Origin of the sequence: Herbaspirillum sp. SJZ099, assembly GCF_007828355.1 — a bacterium.
Lineage (GTDB): Bacteria > Pseudomonadota > Gammaproteobacteria > Burkholderiales > Burkholderiaceae_D > Herbaspirillum.
The window spans coordinates 279896-297188 of sequence record NZ_VIUO01000005.1 but is presented as its reverse complement, the minus strand read 5'-3'; the positions used below and the strand labels follow the sequence as shown (position 1 = coordinate 297188).

Sequence of the window (17293 nt, the reverse complement as noted above, 5' to 3'; positions counted from 1 at the left end):
CCATGCAAAACGACCAGATTCCCGCTTCCGCCGGCGCTGCCGGCGGGCAATCCCAGCCACCGTTGGCCGCCGCCCGTTTCATCAAGGAAATCGGCCGCGGCAAGGATGGCGCGCGCAGCTTGTCGCGTGACGATGCGCGCCTGATGTATGAAGCCATGCTCGACGGGCGCGTGTCCGACCTGGAGCTGGGTGCGATCCTGTTGGCCATGCGCGTCAAGGGCGAGGCGGTGGAAGAGATCGGCGGCTTCCTCGACGCGGCCGAAGCGTCGTTCCCGCCGCTTGCCGCGCCGTCGTCCGACTATGCGCCGGTGGTGCTGCCCAGCTATAACGGTTCGCGCAAGATGGCCAACCTGACGCCGCTGTTGTGCATGCTGCTGGTACGGCGCGGCGTGCCGGTGCTGATGCATGGGGTCACGCACGATCCGCAGCGGGTGACCAGCGCCGAGATCATCAGCGCCCTGGGCATCGCCCATGCAGCCTCGGCGGCAGAGGCCCAGGCCTTGATGGCGGCCGGCAAGCCGGCTTTCATTCCGATCCAGGCGCTGGCGCCGAAGATTTCCCGCCTGCTGGACATGCGCCGCATCCTCGGCGTGCGCAATTCGACGCATACGCTGGTGAAGATCATGCAGCCGTTTGCGGCGCCTGCGTTACGCCTGACGTCCTACACCCATCCCGAGTACCTGGACATGTTGTCCGACTACTTCGGCCATGCCGCCCCGCATGAACGCGGCGATGCCTTCCTGATGCGCGGCACCGAAGGCGAAACCGTTGCCAATGCGCGTCGCGCGCAGCGCATCGACTGGTTCAGCCGCGGCGTGAAGACGGTGCTGGTGGAAAAGCAGAGCGTGGCGGAAGACCTGCCGGACCTGCCCGAAGGGCGGGATGCCGAAACCACGGCCGCCTGGATCGCCGAGGTGCTGGATGGGCAACGTCCAGTGCCTGAATCGATTGCGGAGCAGGTCGAGCATTGCGTGCAAGTCGCCGCCGAAATCCGACAGCGCGGATGACTTGTCGCGCGATCTCCCATGCGGCGGGAATCGAGCGGGCCAGGACGCCCCGGCAACGGTAACAGAAGTCAACGGCAAAAGAAGCGCCGACAAGGCGGCCGGGCGGGAAACGGGAAATCAATGTGGGAAGATCCCTGTGCAAACCGAGATCTGGTGACCGGGAGGGGGAATAGCGTCGGAAGGCTGTTTCGGTCAGCTTTTGGTGCGGCGCCGGGTAACCGCTTTCAACGGCGCCGTTCCTTTGTCGGGGGCGTTATTGGCCACGGCCTGGGTAAACGCAAAGATCACCTCCTTGACGATCTTGCGCTGCGGCGCGGGGAGGTTGATGAAGGCCTCGAAGGCTTCGCGCTCGCGGTAACCGATGGCCTCTTCCCAGCGGGCGCGGCGCTTGTCGATGCGTTTGCCAATTTCTTCGCCGAAGCGCAGATGCTGGGGCGTGACGATCAGCCATTCGGCCAGCGTCTCCAGCTTGTCCTGCTTGGGCATCGATTCACCAAGCAGCCAGCGGCGCACGCCATGCAGCGTCATCGGTTTGCCCCAGTAACGCAGATTGAATTCCCTTTCCAGGACAGCGGGCTTGGGTTCGTATCCGGCTTGTTCCATCGAAGCGCGCAGGCGCTTGGCGAATTTTTGATTGGCGGTTTCCATGATTCGAAGTTACTTTGACGCAGCGTTTTCCGGGGTACGTTTGCGTTCCGAATGAGTTACGCAGCAAACGTGATTTACAATCACTGCCCTGATGGGGCCTGTTGCCGGTATCGTCGTCGGCGAGCGGCGGGGGTTCCCGGGCCGTCGGGGGATGTGCTGTCAGGAAGCTGGAAGAGCGCCATGTGTGTGTCTCCGGACAGGATCGCCGGCAATGCTTGCGGCGTTTCCTTGCAAGTGGCATACGTTGCACATGTCAGGTCATCAGTCTGCTTGGCGTACCCAATACGTTGTCGGCAATGACGCTGTCGGATGCGGTGTGGATCGCTACCATGACAGAGAAATTCCCGAGCGCAAACTGTTCATATAGTTATAGTCCAGTTTTAGAAAATTATCAGATTATTATTAGCGTTCATTTGGAGCGCATCTCGCCCCTGGCGATGAAACGGGTCTGATTTCCTGTGCTGGCGGCGCGGCATTCCGAACGGTTTCCCGCCTGCCGTCCGACAGCAGTAATTTTTGTGCAGAGCGGCTAGAATAGGGGCCGTCAGGGGGAGCGCCGCAATTGCGGCGCAGCATCATCGAGGCTTCGTTCTTCCCGAGGGGGAAGCGCTTTATGAAGCCGGTTCATGGACGGGGTTGGCGGATTCTCCTGCTGCAAGGCCCAGGCTGGATGAAACAAATCGAATAATCAAAGTAATCGGCAGCACCTTCGCAGTATCGTTTCAGTTACGTAACTTTTTTGAATTTCGACATCTCGCGGGCGTCGCCGCGGACACATGCATTTGCGCATGCGGTTCGCGCCGGACGGCATCGGGCGAGGTTCGGGATGGAACGCGGCGACCCGTTGGCATGCAGCGGAAGATCGACTGACGCCTTCCGCTTCTGGCTGCCGCGCCTGCGTGCGGCACGGCGCGTGAAGTGCGGTACTGCCGCGATATTGAGCAAGCGCCGTTTCACATGGGCTTCCAGCGATTGCCCATGGCGAGGCTGCCAAGGGAGGCGGGTCCAAACCTATGCCTGGTTCATACAATTTCCTGTTGTTGGCGTTTGCGCTGCTGGTTGCCTGCTTGTCGGCATATGCGGCGCTGGAGGTGTCGGAGCGCATTTCCACCCAGGAGGCGCAGTACCGCAGGCTATGGCTGACATTGGGGGCCGGCGTGTTCGGTCTTGGCCTCTGGTCGGCGCTGTTCTTGTGCGTGGCGGCGCTGCGGTTGCCGATGGCGGTCGGCTTCGAGGCGCGGCTGGGAATCTTGTCGCTGCTGCTGGCGCTGGGCAGCGCGTTTTACCTGATGCACTTGTCCGGATTGCGGCGGCCGCATGCGGCGCGCCTGCTGGTCGGCGGCGTGGCCATTGGCGCGGCGCTCAACGCTGTGTTCCATATGGCGCTCAAGGCGATGATGCTGGTGCCGGAGCTGAAGTACCAGAAATCCCTGCTTCTGCTGGCGGTGCTGGCTACCGAATTGACGGCGGTGTTCGCCGTCGCGTTGTTTTCCGCAACCAATACGCGCAAGGCCGGCGCCAATTCGGTGGGTTCGCTCAATTCGCAGCAGACCCGGCGCGTATTGGCTTCGGTACTGGTGGGCGCGGGACTGGTGGCGAGCGCCTGCGCCGGCCTGCGCGCCGTGGCCATCATGCCCGATGCGCAAAGCCATGCGCTGCGCAGCGTCACGCGCGAGCATCTGGTCAATGGCATCGTGTTCGGCGCTTTCTTCGCGATGGCGCTGGCGCTGGTCGTCAGCGGCGCGCAGCGTAACCGGGTGCTCAAGAGGATCGTCGGCCGCACCAACGACAAGCTGCTGCATTTCGCCACGCACGACGTGCTGACCGGCCTGCCCAACCGGGCGCTGCTGGCCGACCGCATCCAGCACGCGATCCAGGTCGCGCGCCGCAACGGCAAGCCGTTTGCGGTGCTGTTCATGGACCTGGACGGGTTCAAGGGCATCAACGATTCGCTGGGCCATGCGGTGGGCGATGGCTTGCTGGTCTCGGTGTCGCAGCGTATTCGCGGCTGCATCCGCGGCGAGGATATGGTGGCGCGCATCGGCGGCGACGAGTTCGTGGTCGTTATGAGCAATCTCTCGTCGCCCGAAGTGGTGGAGCAGTTGAGCGAAAACATCCTGGCGGCGCTGCGCCAGGATTTCCAGATCGAAGAGGCGACCCTGCGCGTGACCTCCAGCATCGGCATCGCGGTTTATCCGAACAGCGGCGATTCGGTCGACATATTGATGCGCAATGCCGACGCCGCGATGTACGAGGCCAAGCAGAGCGGCCGCAACACTTACCGCTTTTTCGAACCGGCCATGCACGCCAGCGCGATGCGCCACCTGACGGTGCGCCAGGCGCTGCAGCAAGCCATCGAGCAAGAGCAGTTCTCGCTGCATTTCCAACCCAAGTACCGCGGCGGCAGCCACCAGCTGACCGGCGTCGAAGCCTTGCTGCGCTGGACCCATCCCGAACTGGGCGAGATGTCGCCGTCCGAATTCATCCCCATTGCCGAACGCTCGGGGCAGATCATCCCGATCGGCGACTGGGTGCTGCGCGCGGTGTGCCGCCAGATCAAGCAATGGGATATGGCCGGCGTCAAACCGGTCAAGGTGGCGCTGAACCTGTCGCCGTTGCAGATGCGTACCGACCTGGTCGACAGCATCACCGGCATCGTGGGCGAGGCGGGCATCGCGCCGCAGCGGCTGATGTTCGAGATTACCGAAACGGCGGCGATGAAGGATGTCGAGCGCAGCGCCCGCGTCATCAACGATTTGCAGGCGCTGGGTTTCGATATCGCGATCGACGATTTCGGTACCGGCTATTCCAGCCTGGCCTATCTGGCCCAATTCCATTGCCGCCAGATCAAGATCGACCGTTTCTTCACCGCGCGCCTGGATGCCGGCGACCATTCGGGGCGGGCCATCGTGTCGGCCATCATCGCGCTGGCGCATGCGCTGCAGATGGAAGTGGTGGCCGAAGGCGTGGAGACGGAAACCCAGTTGCGCGAACTGCAGGCGCTGCATTGCGATCAGGTGCAGGGCTTCCTGCTGGGGCGGCCGGCCGAAGCCGCCAAGACCCAGGGGTTGCTGGAGGCCAGCAACGATGACTTGTTCGGCGCCATGTTCCGTAACGGCCCGGGCCCGGCCGTTTGAGGCCATTCGAGGCCGCTTGCGGGTTTCGGGTATCGGGCCTCAGGCCTTGAGCGCGCCGCCGGCACGGCGCTGGATGGTGCGCAGATAGGCCAGCAGGCCGGCGCCCACCAACCCCAGGCTGACGCTGTTGGCCAGCCAGAAGCCGGGTGCGCCTTGCAGGCTGGCCGGCGTCAGGCCCAGCGTATCGAAGCCGAGCAGGTAACCGCCGCCCAATCCCACGCCCCACAAAGTCACCGCATAGATCACGGTCGGGACCACCGCCACCTTGTAGGCGCGCAGCACGAAGGCCGTGGTGACCTGCAGCGAGTCGAACAGCTGGTAGAAGGCGATGAACAGGAACAGCGGCAACGCCGCGCCGATAATGGTGGGGTCGGGAGTATAGGCGCGGATGATGTGCGCGCGCGTGAACCAGACCACGATGCCGATGAGCACCGACAGCGCGATCGACAGGCGGATGCCGGCATAGCCGATCTTTTTTGCCGCCTTCCATTGGTTGGCGCCGATGGCTTGCGCCACCAGCGTGCTGGTGGCGCTGGCAATGGACAGCGGCAGCATGTACAGCACCGTGCCGACATTGGCGGTGATCTGGTGGCCGGCTACCGGCACCGCGCCCAGGCGGGCGATGAACACCGCCATCAGCGTGAATGCGGTGACTTCGATGAAATAGGACAAGCCGATCGGGATGCCCAGGCGCAGCAGCGTGCGCAGGATCTTCCACGAGGGCGCCACGAAGCCGCTGCCGAACAGTTTGAGCGGGCGGTAAGCCGGCAGTTTCGCCACCAGCAGCCAGGCCACGGCCATCATCAGCCAGGCGATGAGCGTGGTGGCGATCGCGCAGCCGGGACCGCCAAAAGCCGGCAGGCCCAGGCCGCCGAAGATCAGCAGCGCATTGAGCGGCAACTTCAGCAGCAGGCCGCAGAGCTGGATCGCCATCACCATCTTGGGCCGGGACATGGCGGTATTGAGCGCGGCATACACGCGGAACGCCAGCGTGGCAGGCAGGGCCAGCGCTTCGATGCGCAGGTAGAGCGTGGCTTTTTCGACCAGCTCCGGCGAGGCCTTGGCGAAGGACAGGAAAAACGGCGAGAAGGCCAGCACCAGGCCGCCGACGATGCTCAGCAACAGCGCCAGCCACAGCCCCTGCTTGACTTCATTGCCGATGTCGCCGTGGCGGCCGGCGCCGAACAACTGGCCGATGGTCGGCTGCAAGGCTTGCAGCACGCCGGACAAGCCGACGAACACGCTCACGTAGATCGACACCCCCAGCGCCAGCGCGGCCAGGTCGAGCGCCGAAAAGCGCGCCACCATGACGGTATCGATCACGCCGTTGGCGATCAGCGCCAGTTGGCCGACCAGCAGCGGCCATGCCAGGCGCGCGATGCGCCCGACGTGGATGCGGGAAGAAACGGCGGGCGTGTCGGAATTCAATCTGCAGCAGCGGAAAAAGGCGCGGCCGGCGTCACTGGCCGGCGCGCCGGTAGAGGCGGAAGCGTTCGTCGCGGTCGGACGGACGGCGGCCCTCCCACACCATGTGCCAGGAACCCGGATACTGGCGCAGCATCGGCGAGGCATCCTGGTTGCTGATGTCGTCCTGCAGCAGCAGGTAGTCACAGCGCTGGTCGCGGTCGTCGGCAAAGCGGACGTTGCCGAAATAGGCGAAGGACGCGCGCTGGGCGGGGCCCACATTGCTTTGCACGCATTGCTTGACCGAGGTCAGCCTGGATTCGATCTGCTGGGCCACGCCGGCGTAGCTCTTGCCGTAGTTGGCCCAGGGCAGCCACAGCGTCATCAGCAGCACCCAGCACAGGATCACGCCGCCGGAGGACAAGACCACCGCGCGCCACAGCACCGAAGGGCGGCGCGAGATGCGCCAGTGCACCACCATGATCCAGGCGACCGACGCGGCAATGGCGATGGCCAGCGAAATCCATTCGAAACCGGGCTTGAAGCCGGGCGCCAGCTTGTAGGCATTGCGCGCGATCTGCGCCGGCCAGCCGGTTTCCTTGGCGATCCAGCCGATCCAGATGAACGCGGCCGAGGTGGTCAGCGTCATCACCGAGAACCAGTCCACCGCATTGATGGCTCCGCGCTTCATGGTCGGCAGGCCGAACGCGGCCAGGATCGCCAGCGCCGGCAGCAGCGGCAGCAGCATGCCTTCTTCGCTGTGGACGTTGACCAGCACCAGCAGCGTGAGGGGAATGAAGAAGGCCAGCGGCAGGGCGATATGCAGCGAACCCAGCTGGCGGCGCCAGGCGTACACGGCCCAACCGGCAAAAGGCCAGGCCGGCCAGGCGAACCACACGCCGTATTTGAGGAAGAAGGCCAGCGCGCCCCATGTCGGGCCGTTGAGTTGGTAGATGTTCCAGCTCATCCAGATATCGAACTGGCTGGCGGCTTCCGCCGGCAGCAGGGTGCGGATGGTGTATACCCACAGCGCGCAGATCAGCGCGGCCACCGGCAGCGACACGCCCAGCAGCAGCCGGGCGGCCGGCGCATCCTTGCGCGCTGCGGCCAATACCAGCAAGCCGGCCAGCGCGCCGACCGGCAACAGCCAGCCGTAGGTCAGGACCAGCATGCCCAGCGCTGCGCCCAGCCAGAGCGCATGGTGCCGCTGGTGCAAATCGAATACGCGGGCGGCGCCATACATGGCGTAGGCGACCAGCGCGATCTGCAGGGTCTTGGGACTGGTTTGGTGGCTGTGCAGCAGCAGGCCGAGGAAGCCGAGATAGATCAGGAAGGCGCCGTCGGCCAGCGTGCGGCCGAAGTCCTTGGGTTCGGGCTGGCCGCCGAAAGCCAGTTTCAGCGGCTGCGCCTCGGGGCGGCGGCCCAGCAGATAGGTGGTGTACCAGATCGACAGCGAGCCGACCAGGAAGCAGCCGATGGTGGACACGCGCGAGGCCAGCGGATCGCCCAGCAGCCAGCCGAACAGCTTGATGCAGAGGGCGCCGAACCAGTAGGCCAGCGGGCTTTCGGCCGGCAAGGCGAGGCCGGCGACGTTGGGCGTGAGCCAGTCGGCCAGCGTGCCGTGCGCCATGGTCCACATGATGCCGAAGCTGGTGGCGTCTTCGTTTTTCCACGGGTCGCGGCCGATCAGGCCGGGCAGGATGTACAAAAGGGCGAGTGCGAGCAGCACCATGCGCGGAAGCGCGTTGGTGGCTGCTGCTGGAAGACGGACTGGCTTCATCAAGATGTTATTGCTCTTGGTCTTGTCGTGCTGATCGGTTCGAACCCGGCGCCGGTGCGGCGCGGGCAACATTGCGGCCGGTACGGTGCGCTTCATGCGCGCCTGGGCCATTAATTTGCACTGGCATCCCGGACGGTTGAACAGCGCTGGCCGGGACAATTTTACGCAGCCGTTATTGTGCAGCAATTCCCCGTAAATAGTTGTTTCTGACTGCTACACGGCGGTTCGCCGGCAAGGCATTTGGGTTTGCTGTTGCGGTGCGCAGACAACGGCGCGCCGGGAGTCCGTTCCCTCTCTCATGTCGGGCCGGGGCGAAACATGATGCGAGATCCCGCGTGCGCAAACAAAAAAGGCAGCCGGAGCTGCCTTTTTCGGATAAAGCGCGGATTACTCCGACTTCGAGACTGCAGTCTTCGAGCCAACCGAACCGAACTTCTGGCGGAACTTCTCGACGCGGCCAGCGGTGTCGACGATCTTGTGCTTGCCGGTGTAGAACGGGTGCGATTCCGACGAAACTTCGATCTTCACCAGCGGGTATTCCTTGCCTTCGAATTCGGCGGTTTCGCGGGTGCCGATGGTCGAACGGGTGATGAACTTGAAGTCGTTCGACACGTCGTGGAACAGGACTTCGCGGTAATCCGGGTGGATGCCTTCTTTCATTTTCTGCCTCAGGGTAGTTTGGTAGCCAATCGCCACTTCGTCGGTCGCACTGCTTCTTGACCCGATTGCCGATCACTTGCCGGTTTGGAAAAGTCCGAAATTATACAATCAAATCAGGGGCTTGGGTCAAGCCGCGGCTGGGATGGGGCGTCGCTGCAGCGGCTTTTTCCCGCATTTTCCGGGGATTTGTTGCATTTCATGCAGTTTTTGACTGTCCACGGGCGAAAAAAAACGGCATGCGCCTGGCATGCCGTCCTTTGCTTTGGCGCCGTGCAGGGGATCAGTTGCCCCGGCGCATCATGTCGAAGAACTCGGCGTTGTTCTTGGTGGACTTCATCTTGTCCAGGATGAATTCCATCGCCTCGATCTCGTCCATGTCGTACATCAGCTTGCGCAACACCCAGATCTTCTGCAGCTGGTCCGGCTTGATCAGCAGTTCCTCGCGACGGGTGCCGGACTTGGACAGGTTGATGGCCGGGTAGACGCGCTTCTCGGCCAGGCGGCGTTCCAGGTGCACTTCCATGTTGCCGGTGCCCTTGAATTCTTCATAGATCACGTCATCCATGCGCGAACCGGTTTCGATCAGCGCGGTGGCGATGATGGTCAGCGAGCCGCCTTCCTCGACGTTGCGGGCGGCGCCGAAGAAGCGCTTCGGGCGTTGCAGGGCGTTGGCGTCGACACCGCCGGTGAGCACCTTGCCGGAGGCCGGGATCACGGTGTTGTAGGCGCGCGCCAGGCGGGTGATGGAGTCCAGCAGGATCACCACGTCCTTCTTCATTTCGACCAGGCGCTTGGCCTTTTCCAGCACCATTTCGGCGACCTGCACGTGGCGCGTGGCCGGCTCATCGAAGGTCGATGCCACCACTTCGCCGCGCACCGAGCGCTGCATTTCGGTCACTTCTTCCGGACGTTCGTCGATCAGCAGGACGATCATCACGGTATCGGGATGGTTGGTGGTGATGGCGTGCGCGATGTGCTGCAGCATCACCGATTTGCCGGACTTGGGCGAGGCCACCAGCAGGCCGCGCTGGCCGCGGCCGACCGGGGCGATCAGGTCGATGATGCGGCCGGTGATGTTTTCCTCGCCGCGCATGTCGCGCTCGAGCTGCAGCAGCTTGTTGGGGTGCAGCGGCGTGAGGTTTTCAAACAGGATGCGGTGCTTGGAGGCTTCCGGCGGTTCGCCGTTGACCTTGTCGACCTTGACCAGCGCGAAATAGCGTTCGCCATCCTTGGGGGTGCGCACTTCGCCTTCGATGGAGTCGCCGGTGTGCAGGTTGAAGCGGCGGATCTGCGAGGGCGAAATGTAAATGTCGTCGGTGGACGCCATGTAGCTGGCGTCGGGCGAGCGCAGGAAGCCGAAGCCGTCAGGCAACACTTCAAGGGCGCCATCGCCGAAAATCTGTTCTCCTGATTTCGCGCGTTTCTTCAGGATCGCGAACATCAGTTCCTGTTTGCGCAGGCGCGCAGCGTTCTCGATGTCCAGGCTGATTGCCATTTCCAGCAACGCAGAGACGTGCATCGCTTTTAATTCTGATAAGTGCATATGATGTCCCGGGACGGGAAAAATAAAGGTGGGGGAGGGAGTTGCGTGGTGTGAGTCAACGAATGAGCCTGGCGCGGGAACCTGCAGCGGGAACCTACATCAGGCGAACGGCGGCGCGGGCGCGCCGCCGTCTGGAACATGGTCAGATATTGCTGTCGATGAACGAAGTCAGCTGGCCCTTGGCCAGCGCGCCGACCTTCTGGGCAGCGGCCGCGCCGTTCTTGAACAGGATCAGCGTCGGAATGCCGCGGATGCCGAACTTGGCGGGAATGGCCTGGTTGGAATCGACATCCAGCTTGGCGATCTGCAGCTTGCCGTCATATTCCTTGGCGACTTCTTCCAGGATCGGGGCGATCGCCTTGCAGGGGCCGCACCATTCGGCCCAGAAATCGACCAGGACGGGTTTGTCGGACTTCAGCACATCGGCTTCGAAAGAGGCGTCGGAGATATGTTTGATGTTTTCGCTCATGGCATGTCCTCGGTATGAGGGAGTATATAAGTAGTCAAATAGCGCCGTGGATAAATACCATTTTGCCTGGCGTCAGCCATCAACGCTTCCGGAATTGCAGAGTCTACGTGGAGTCGTTGCGCGCCAATTCAAGTTGTTTTTGAAGCGCGGCAGGGGTATTCGGCGGGGTACGGAAACAATCATAACCGATTTTTTGCAAAAGTGTGGGCGGCGCCATCGGCGTTGTTGTCAGCCGCCATCAGCGGGGCTGGCCGACCCCGCTCCCCGCCCGCAGCGCATTTGCGGGCGGATTGGCCGAAAAAGGCCTGAAACGCCTGCGCCGCTGGCATACAATGCGCAGCAGATTGAGAGCGTGTCTACGCCCTGTGATTGATAAAAACTGTCGGGCCGAGAGAAAAATACAATCGCCAGCCCCCTTTGCCGACCACGCATGCCTTTAGCAACGATACCGATCCCGCCTTCCGCCGATTTCTGGCAACAGGCCGTGCGCCTGTTGCTCATGACCGGCCAGCCGCTGGGCGACGCCTTGCGGTCGCAAGCCGGGGACGCGCTCGACTTTTCCTCCTGCCAATTGCTGGTGCCGGCGTTCTCGCATGCGCAGAATTTCAAAAACGCGCTGGCGCGCGAACTGGGGCGGCCTTATCTGGCGCCGCGCATCAATACCCTGTCCGGCTGGCTGGCGATGCTGCCGCCCGACGCGCAGGCGGCGCCCCCGGAAAGCGAACGCCTCATGCAGCTCTATGCGCAACTGCGCGAGCACGGCTGGCTGAAGAAAATGTTTTCCGCGCGGCGCAACGCCGATCTGCTGCCGCTGGCGCATACGCTGCTGTCGCTCTCGGACGAATTGACGCTGGCGCTCTTGCCCGAGATCCGCGCCCATGCCGGCGCCACCGATGCCGCGGACAACCGTTGGCGACAGGCGCTGGCGCAGTTGCTGGAACCGCTGGCGCCATCGGCGCACGGCATGCTGTCCGACGAGGCGCAACTGGTGTGGCAGGTCTGGAAGGGACAACTCGATGCCAGCGACCGCATTGCCCAGCGCTTTTCGGCGATGCTGGCGCTGGCCGGACGCGCCAGCATGCCGCTGGTCTGGATCGGCCCGACTGCGCCTGAACCCCTGGACGCCGCCTTCCTGAATGCCTATGCCGAACGCCAGACGGTGCGCGTGGTGACGCTGGACTGGCATCGGCAAGTCATCGCGCAGCGTCACCCCTTATATATGCAAGCCTGGCCCGAACTGGCGGACGACGCGGAGGGCGGATATCCGCCGGCCGATGCCGGCGCCCCGTCGCGTCCTGTGACGCTGCCCGTGTTGCCCGCCTTGTGCCCGGCCGGCGACCTGGAAGACGCCGCAGTGCAAAGCGCGCAGATCGTGCTGCGCTGGCTGGCGCAAGGCAAGCAGGAGATCGCCGTGGTCGCGCAAGACCGCGTGACCGCGCGCCGCCTGCGCGCCTTGCTCGAACGCGCGCAAGTAGCCGTGGCCGACGAGACCGGCTGGAAGCTGTCCACCACCCGCGCCGCCGCCGCGCTGGCGGCCTGGAACGAGGTGGTGGCCGCGCGCGGCGAAACCGGCGCCTTGCTGGACTTGCTGAAATCCCCCTTCGTCTTTCCCGATGACGCGGCCAAGGCCGACCGCGTCATGCGCATCGAGGCCCGCCTGCGGCGCTACAACATCGCCGGCGAATGGCAAGCGGTGCAGGGCGCCCTGGCCGATGTCGCCGATGGCGCGGATCTGGAATGCGTGGCGACGCTGGCGCGCCAGGCGGCGCAATTCGCCGGCCGCAAGACATTGGCCGCGTGGTGCCATGCCGAGCGCGCGATGATCGATGCGCTCGGCATGGCTGCCGCGCTGCGCCAGGATGTGGCCGGCGAGCAATGCCTGCTGCTGCTCGACGAGATCGCCGCCGAGCAATACGGCCTGGACGGCTCGGCGCTGCAGGACGAGTTCTCTTTCGCCGAATGGCGCGCCCTGCTCAACCTGCGGCTGGATGCGACTTCCTATATGCCGCCCATCGCCGACCGCCGCGTCGTGATGCTGCCGTTGAACGGCGCGCGCCTGCGCCGCTTCGATGCCGTGCTGGTGATCGGCGCCGATGCCGCCCACCTGCCGTCGCCGCCGCAGGAGACGCTGTTCTTTTCCAATGCGGTGCGGCGCGAGCTGGGGCTGGCCACGCGCGCTTCCCGCCAGCGCCAGCAATTGCGCGACCTGGTCGAGCTGCTGTGCGTGAACGACGAAGTGGTGCTGTGCTGGCAGACGCAGCAGGATGGCGAGCCGAACCCGGTCAGTCCCTGGCTGCAGCGGCTGGCATTGAAGCTGGCGCAGGAAGGCCTGCCCGCGCTGGAAGAGATCCGGTTGCCGCCGCCGCCAAAGACCTTGCCGGCGCAAATGTCGGCCATGCCGGCGCCGGCCGCGCCGGAATTGCTGCCGCCGAAACTGTCGGCCAGCGCCTATGGCAGCTTCCTGGCCTGTCCCTACCAGTTCTTCGCTTCGCGCATGCTGCGCGTGGCGGTGATGGATGAACTGTCCGACATGCCCGAGAAACGCGACTACGGCAGCTGGCTGCACGAGATCCTGACGCGCTACCACGAGACCGTGCGCGACGAACAGACCCCGGCGCCGGCGCGCGCGCCCTTGCTGGAAACCATCTCGGCCGAGGTCTTCAACCGTGCGCTGAACCAGCATCCGGCCGCGCTGGCGTATTACGCGCGCTGGCAGAAGGTGATGCCGGCCTACCTGTTGTGGGCTGGCGAGCGCGAAGCGCAGGGCTGGCATTTCGTCATGGGCGAGGAAGCCCTGTCGCACACGCTGGCCTGGGAGGACGGCGCCATCGAACTCTACGGACGGCTCGACCGCGTCGACGAGAACGAGCAGGGCGAACGTGCGCTGCTGGACTACAAGACGCGGCCGTTGGCCAGCCTGCGGCAAAAGGTCAGGGATGAAGACGACCACCAGTTGGCTTTCTACGGACTGCTGGCCGACAGTCGCATCGACGCCGCCCATTACGTCGCGCTGGAGCTGGGCGCGGACAAGAAGATCGGCGATGCCGCCGCCCCGGATTTCCCGCAAAGGCAGCAGATGCTCAAGCAACAAATTGGCGTCACCATGCAAGCGGTGGCGCATGGCGCCGCGTTGCCGGCCAACGGCATCGATTCCGTCTGCCAGTACTGCGACATGCGCGGCCTGTGCCGCAAGGGAGCGTGGCTGTGAGCAGGGACGGAAAACCGGCCGCCTATGAAGTCGACGGCGTCGCGGTCGACGCCGCCACATTCACGCGCGCGGCGTGCGACCCGCGGCATTCGGTGGTGGTCGAGGCCTGCGCCGGCAGCGGCAAGACCTGGCTGCTGGTGGCGCGCATGCTGCGCCTGTTGCTGGCCGGCGCCCAGGCGTCCGAACTGCTGGCCATCACCTTCACGCGCAAGGCCGCGCAGGAAATGCGCGAACGCCTGATGGAGCTGTTGCACCAACTGGCGCTGGCCGATGACGATGAGGCCGCCGGCCTGCTGCGCGAACGCGGGGTGGCCGAGGCCGATCTTGCGCGCTTGTTGCCGGTGGCGCGCGGCCTTTACGAACGGATCCTGTCGAGCGAGCAAAGCCTGTCCATCGACACCTTCCATAGCTGGTTCGCGCGCCTGCTGCAGATCGCGCCGCTGGCGGCCGGGGTGCCGCATGGCTACACGTTGACCGAGAAGAACGGCGAGCTGCTGGACGAGGCTTATCGCCGCTTCATGCAAAGCCTGCGCTCGCCCAAGGGCGCAGCGGTCAAGGCCGCCTTGCTGGAACTGTACGAACTGGCCGGCGACTTCAATGCCCGCAATCTGCTCGACGCCTTTCTCGACAAGCGCGCCGAATGGTGGGCCTCGACCCGGCAGGACGATGGGGAGGGCGAGGGCGAACCGACGCCGCTGGCCTGGCTGGAACAACTATGCGGCAGCGACGCCCGCCTCGATGCGCGCCTGAGCTTGTGGGACGACAGCGGCCTGCGCGAACGCATCGGCCAACTGGCGCTCCTGCTCGGGCAGGGATCGGCCGCCAACAAGGCGCGTGCGACGGCGATCGAAACGGCGCTGACCGAAGGCGCATCGCTGGACAATTTCGACGCCTTGTTCAGCCAGTTCTACGACGACAAGGACAAGCCCCGCAAGAACGGCAAGGTGAAAGCCTTCCTCGCGGCGCTGGCCAGGCATTACGACGCCGATGAAGAGGCCGCGCTGGAAGCCTTCGAACAGGATTTCAACGCCGCCGGCGAGGCGCTGGCGGCGCTGCAGCAACGCAGCAAGGAAAAGACCGTGCTGCAATTGAACCGGGTATTGTTCGGCGCCGGGCGCGCCTATCTCGATTTCTACCAGGAAGTGAAATCCGAGCAGCGCGTGTTCGACTTCGCCGACCTCGAATGGCAGGCCTATCGGCTGCTCAACGACGAGGCCAGCGCGGCCTACCTGCAGACGCGCCTGGATGCGCGCTACAAGCACATCCTGCTCGACGAGTTCCAGGACACCAACCCGCTGCAATGGAGCATCGTGCGCTCCTGGCTGCGCGCCTATGGCGGCGATGTCGAGCAACCCAGCGTGTTCGTGGTGGGCGACCCCAAGCAATCGATCTACCGCTTCCGCCGCGCCGAGCCGCGCGTGTTCGTGGCCGCGCGCGAGCTGCTGCGCGAGCAGGGCGCGGCCATCCTGCGCGCCAACCAGACGCGGCGCAACGCCAGCGCGGTGGTGGCGCTGCTGAACCAGTCTTTCATGCGCGGCGGCAATCCGCTGTTCGCGCAGCAGACCACCTTGGGCATCGATGGCGGCGAAGTATGGCGCTTGCCGCTGGCGAAACCGGTTGAAGCGGAAGCAGAACAAGCGGAGCAAGAGGGCGCCATCGCCTGGCGCAACCCGCTGACCACGCCGCGCGAAGAAGAAGAGGACGAACGTCGCCGCCTGGAAGGCGAAGCGTTGGCGCAGGCGCTGCTCAAGGCTTACCGCGAAGTGCCGGTGGTCGAAGGCAAGTCGGAGCGGGCCATGCGCTGGGGCGACATCATGCTGCTGGTGCGCAAGCGCACCCACCTGGCCGCTTATGAAAGCGCGCTGCGCGCGGCCGGCATCCCGTTCATCTCCGACCGGCGCGGCGGGCTGCTGGAGTCGCTGGAGATCGCCGACCTGATCGCCTTGCTGACGTTCCTGATTACGCCCAACGACACGCGCGCGCTGGCGCATGTGTTGAAAAGCCCGATCGTCGGCGCGACCGACCGCGACCTGATCCAGATCGCGATTCGTGGAAAATCGGGCGGCGACGCCGACAGCGGCCACTGGTGGCAGCGCATGCAAGCCATGCAGCGCGACGGCAGCGCCTCGGCCGAGATCGTGCGCGCGGTCAACCTACTGGAGCGCTGGCTGCAAGCCGCGCCCCATCTGCCGGTGCATGACCTGCTGGACCGGATCCTGCACCAGGGCCAACTGGTGGCGCGCTATGCGCAGAACGCCTCGCCGCTCACACGCAGCCAGACCTTGGGCAACATCGCGGCCTTCGTCGAGTTGTCGCTGAACATGGATGCCGGGCGTTATCCCAGCCTGCCCAAATTTATCGACGCCTTGCGCGCGCTGCAACGCAGTGCCGGCGGCGATGCGCCCGACGAGGCCAGCGTCGATGCCGCCGCCGATGCGGTGCGAATCCTCACCGTGCACAGCGCCAAGGGTCTGGAAGCGCCGGTGGTGGCGCTGCTGGACGCCAACCACAGCGACTCGGTGGATGACAACGTCGGCATCCTGTGCGACTGGCCGCAAGACCGGGACGCGCCCACCCATTTTTCCGCCTTCGGTCGCCGCAGCGAGCGTGGCCGCGCGCGCGCGCACCTGTTCGCCGCCGAGGAATCGTTCCGCCTGCAGGAAGACTGGAACCTGCTGTATGTCGCCGTCACGCGCGCCAAGAAATTGCTGCTGGTGTCCGGCGTGGCCGGCACCCGCGGCGCGAGCGAAGGCGGCTTGCAGGAAGGCAGTTGGTACCAGCGCCTGTTTGCCGCCGAGGCGCCGGTGCGCGATATCGCCATTGAGGCGGTGGCCGGCGCTGCGGCGGCCGATGTGGCGCCGGATGTCGAGATCGCCTTGTTCGATCCGCATCCGATGCCGCCCTCGCTGTTCGGCATGCCGGCCGATGACGAAGGGGACGCGCCGCCGGCTGTCGCCGAAGACGGCACATTGGCAAGCAGTGCCGCCATCGACGAAGGCGTGGCGCTGCATGCCTTGCTGGAGCGCCTGACGTATGCGGCGCACTGGCCGCCGCAGGTGCCGCCGGCGCCCGTGCTGGCGCGCTGGCTGGGCATTTCGGCGGAGATGGCGAAGGTAGTGCATGCGCAGGCGCGGCATGTGTTCGCGCAGCCGGAGCTGGAGCGTTTCTTCAATCCGGCGCTGCACCGCGCGGCGCGCAACGAGATGGAAATCGTCACGCCAGGCGGCGTGCTGCGCTGCGACCGCGTGGTCATGTTCGACGACGAGGTCTGGGTGCTGGATTACAAACGGCGCCTGCTGGACAGCGAACGCGCCGATTATGCGGCGCAGCTGGCGCGCTATCGCAGCGCGCTGATGTCGGTGTTTTCTGACAAACGAATCAGGTCAGCACTGATTACCGCCGACGGACGGTTTTGGGAACAATGAGGCTCCCCTAAA

The 17293-nt window shown here is 64.8% G+C and carries 10 protein-coding genes; 4 read left to right on the top strand and 6 right to left on the bottom strand.

Annotation, left to right across the window (positions count from 1 at the left end; translation table 11 throughout):
- The first annotated feature begins 2 nt into the window (after window positions 1–2).
- Window positions 3–1007 (top strand): DNA-binding protein YbiB, encoded by a 1005-nt coding sequence (gene ybiB / locus FB597_RS13630; RefSeq protein WP_141913608.1) that lies wholly within the window; start codon window positions 3–5, stop codon window positions 1005–1007.
- 192 nt (window positions 1008–1199) lie between these two features.
- Here ybiB and FB597_RS13625 read toward each other — a convergent pair whose 3' ends face one another.
- Window positions 1200–1655, bottom strand: a complete 456-nt coding sequence (locus FB597_RS13625; RefSeq protein ID WP_144769831.1) for an XRE family transcriptional regulator — start codon at window positions 1653–1655, stop codon at window positions 1200–1202.
- Between the two features lie 1013 nt (window positions 1656–2668).
- Between FB597_RS13625 and FB597_RS13620 the strand changes: the two genes are divergently transcribed.
- Window positions 2669–4792 (top strand): bifunctional diguanylate cyclase/phosphodiesterase, encoded by a 2124-nt coding sequence (locus FB597_RS13620; RefSeq protein WP_144769830.1) that lies wholly within the window; start codon window positions 2669–2671, stop codon window positions 4790–4792.
- A gap of 39 nt (window positions 4793–4831) precedes the next feature.
- On the opposite strand, the gene FB597_RS13615 is transcribed toward FB597_RS13620, so the two are convergent.
- The 5 genes from FB597_RS13615 to trxA form a co-directional block, all read right to left on the bottom strand.
- Window positions 4832–6220 (bottom strand): MATE family efflux transporter, encoded by a 1389-nt coding sequence (locus tag FB597_RS13615; protein ID WP_144769829.1) that lies wholly within the window; start codon window positions 6218–6220, stop codon window positions 4832–4834.
- Between the two features lie 31 nt (window positions 6221–6251).
- Window positions 6252–7976 (bottom strand): glycosyltransferase family 39 protein, encoded by a 1725-nt coding sequence (locus FB597_RS13610; protein WP_144769850.1) that lies wholly within the window; start codon window positions 7974–7976, stop codon window positions 6252–6254.
- A 387-nt stretch (window positions 7977–8363) separates the two neighbouring features.
- Complete coding sequence (locus tag FB597_RS13605) at window positions 8364–8636, bottom strand: type B 50S ribosomal protein L31 (RefSeq protein ID WP_141913604.1); 273 nt, start codon at window positions 8634–8636, stop codon at window positions 8364–8366.
- Window positions 8637–8916: 280 nt separating this feature from the next.
- Entirely contained in the window at window positions 8917–10179 is a 1263-nt protein-coding gene (rho, locus tag FB597_RS13600; RefSeq protein WP_008325783.1) for a transcription termination factor Rho, read from the bottom strand.
- Window positions 10180–10321: 142 nt separating this feature from the next.
- Window positions 10322–10648 (bottom strand): thioredoxin TrxA, encoded by a 327-nt coding sequence (trxA, locus tag FB597_RS13595; RefSeq protein ID WP_050469112.1) that lies wholly within the window; start codon window positions 10646–10648, stop codon window positions 10322–10324.
- Window positions 10649–11078: 430 nt separating this feature from the next.
- Here trxA and FB597_RS13590 point away from each other — a divergent pair, with 430 nt between their 5' ends.
- Window positions 11079–13856 (top strand): PD-(D/E)XK nuclease family protein, encoded by a 2778-nt coding sequence (locus tag FB597_RS13590; RefSeq protein WP_144769828.1) that lies wholly within the window; start codon window positions 11079–11081, stop codon window positions 13854–13856.
- A complete protein-coding gene (locus FB597_RS13585) occupies window positions 13853–17281 on the top strand; it encodes a UvrD-helicase domain-containing protein (RefSeq protein ID WP_370454697.1) in 3429 nt (1142 codons plus the stop codon). The genes FB597_RS13590 and FB597_RS13585 overlap by 4 nt, the downstream gene beginning before the upstream one ends.
- The last annotated feature ends 12 nt before the right edge of the window (window positions 17282–17293 follow it).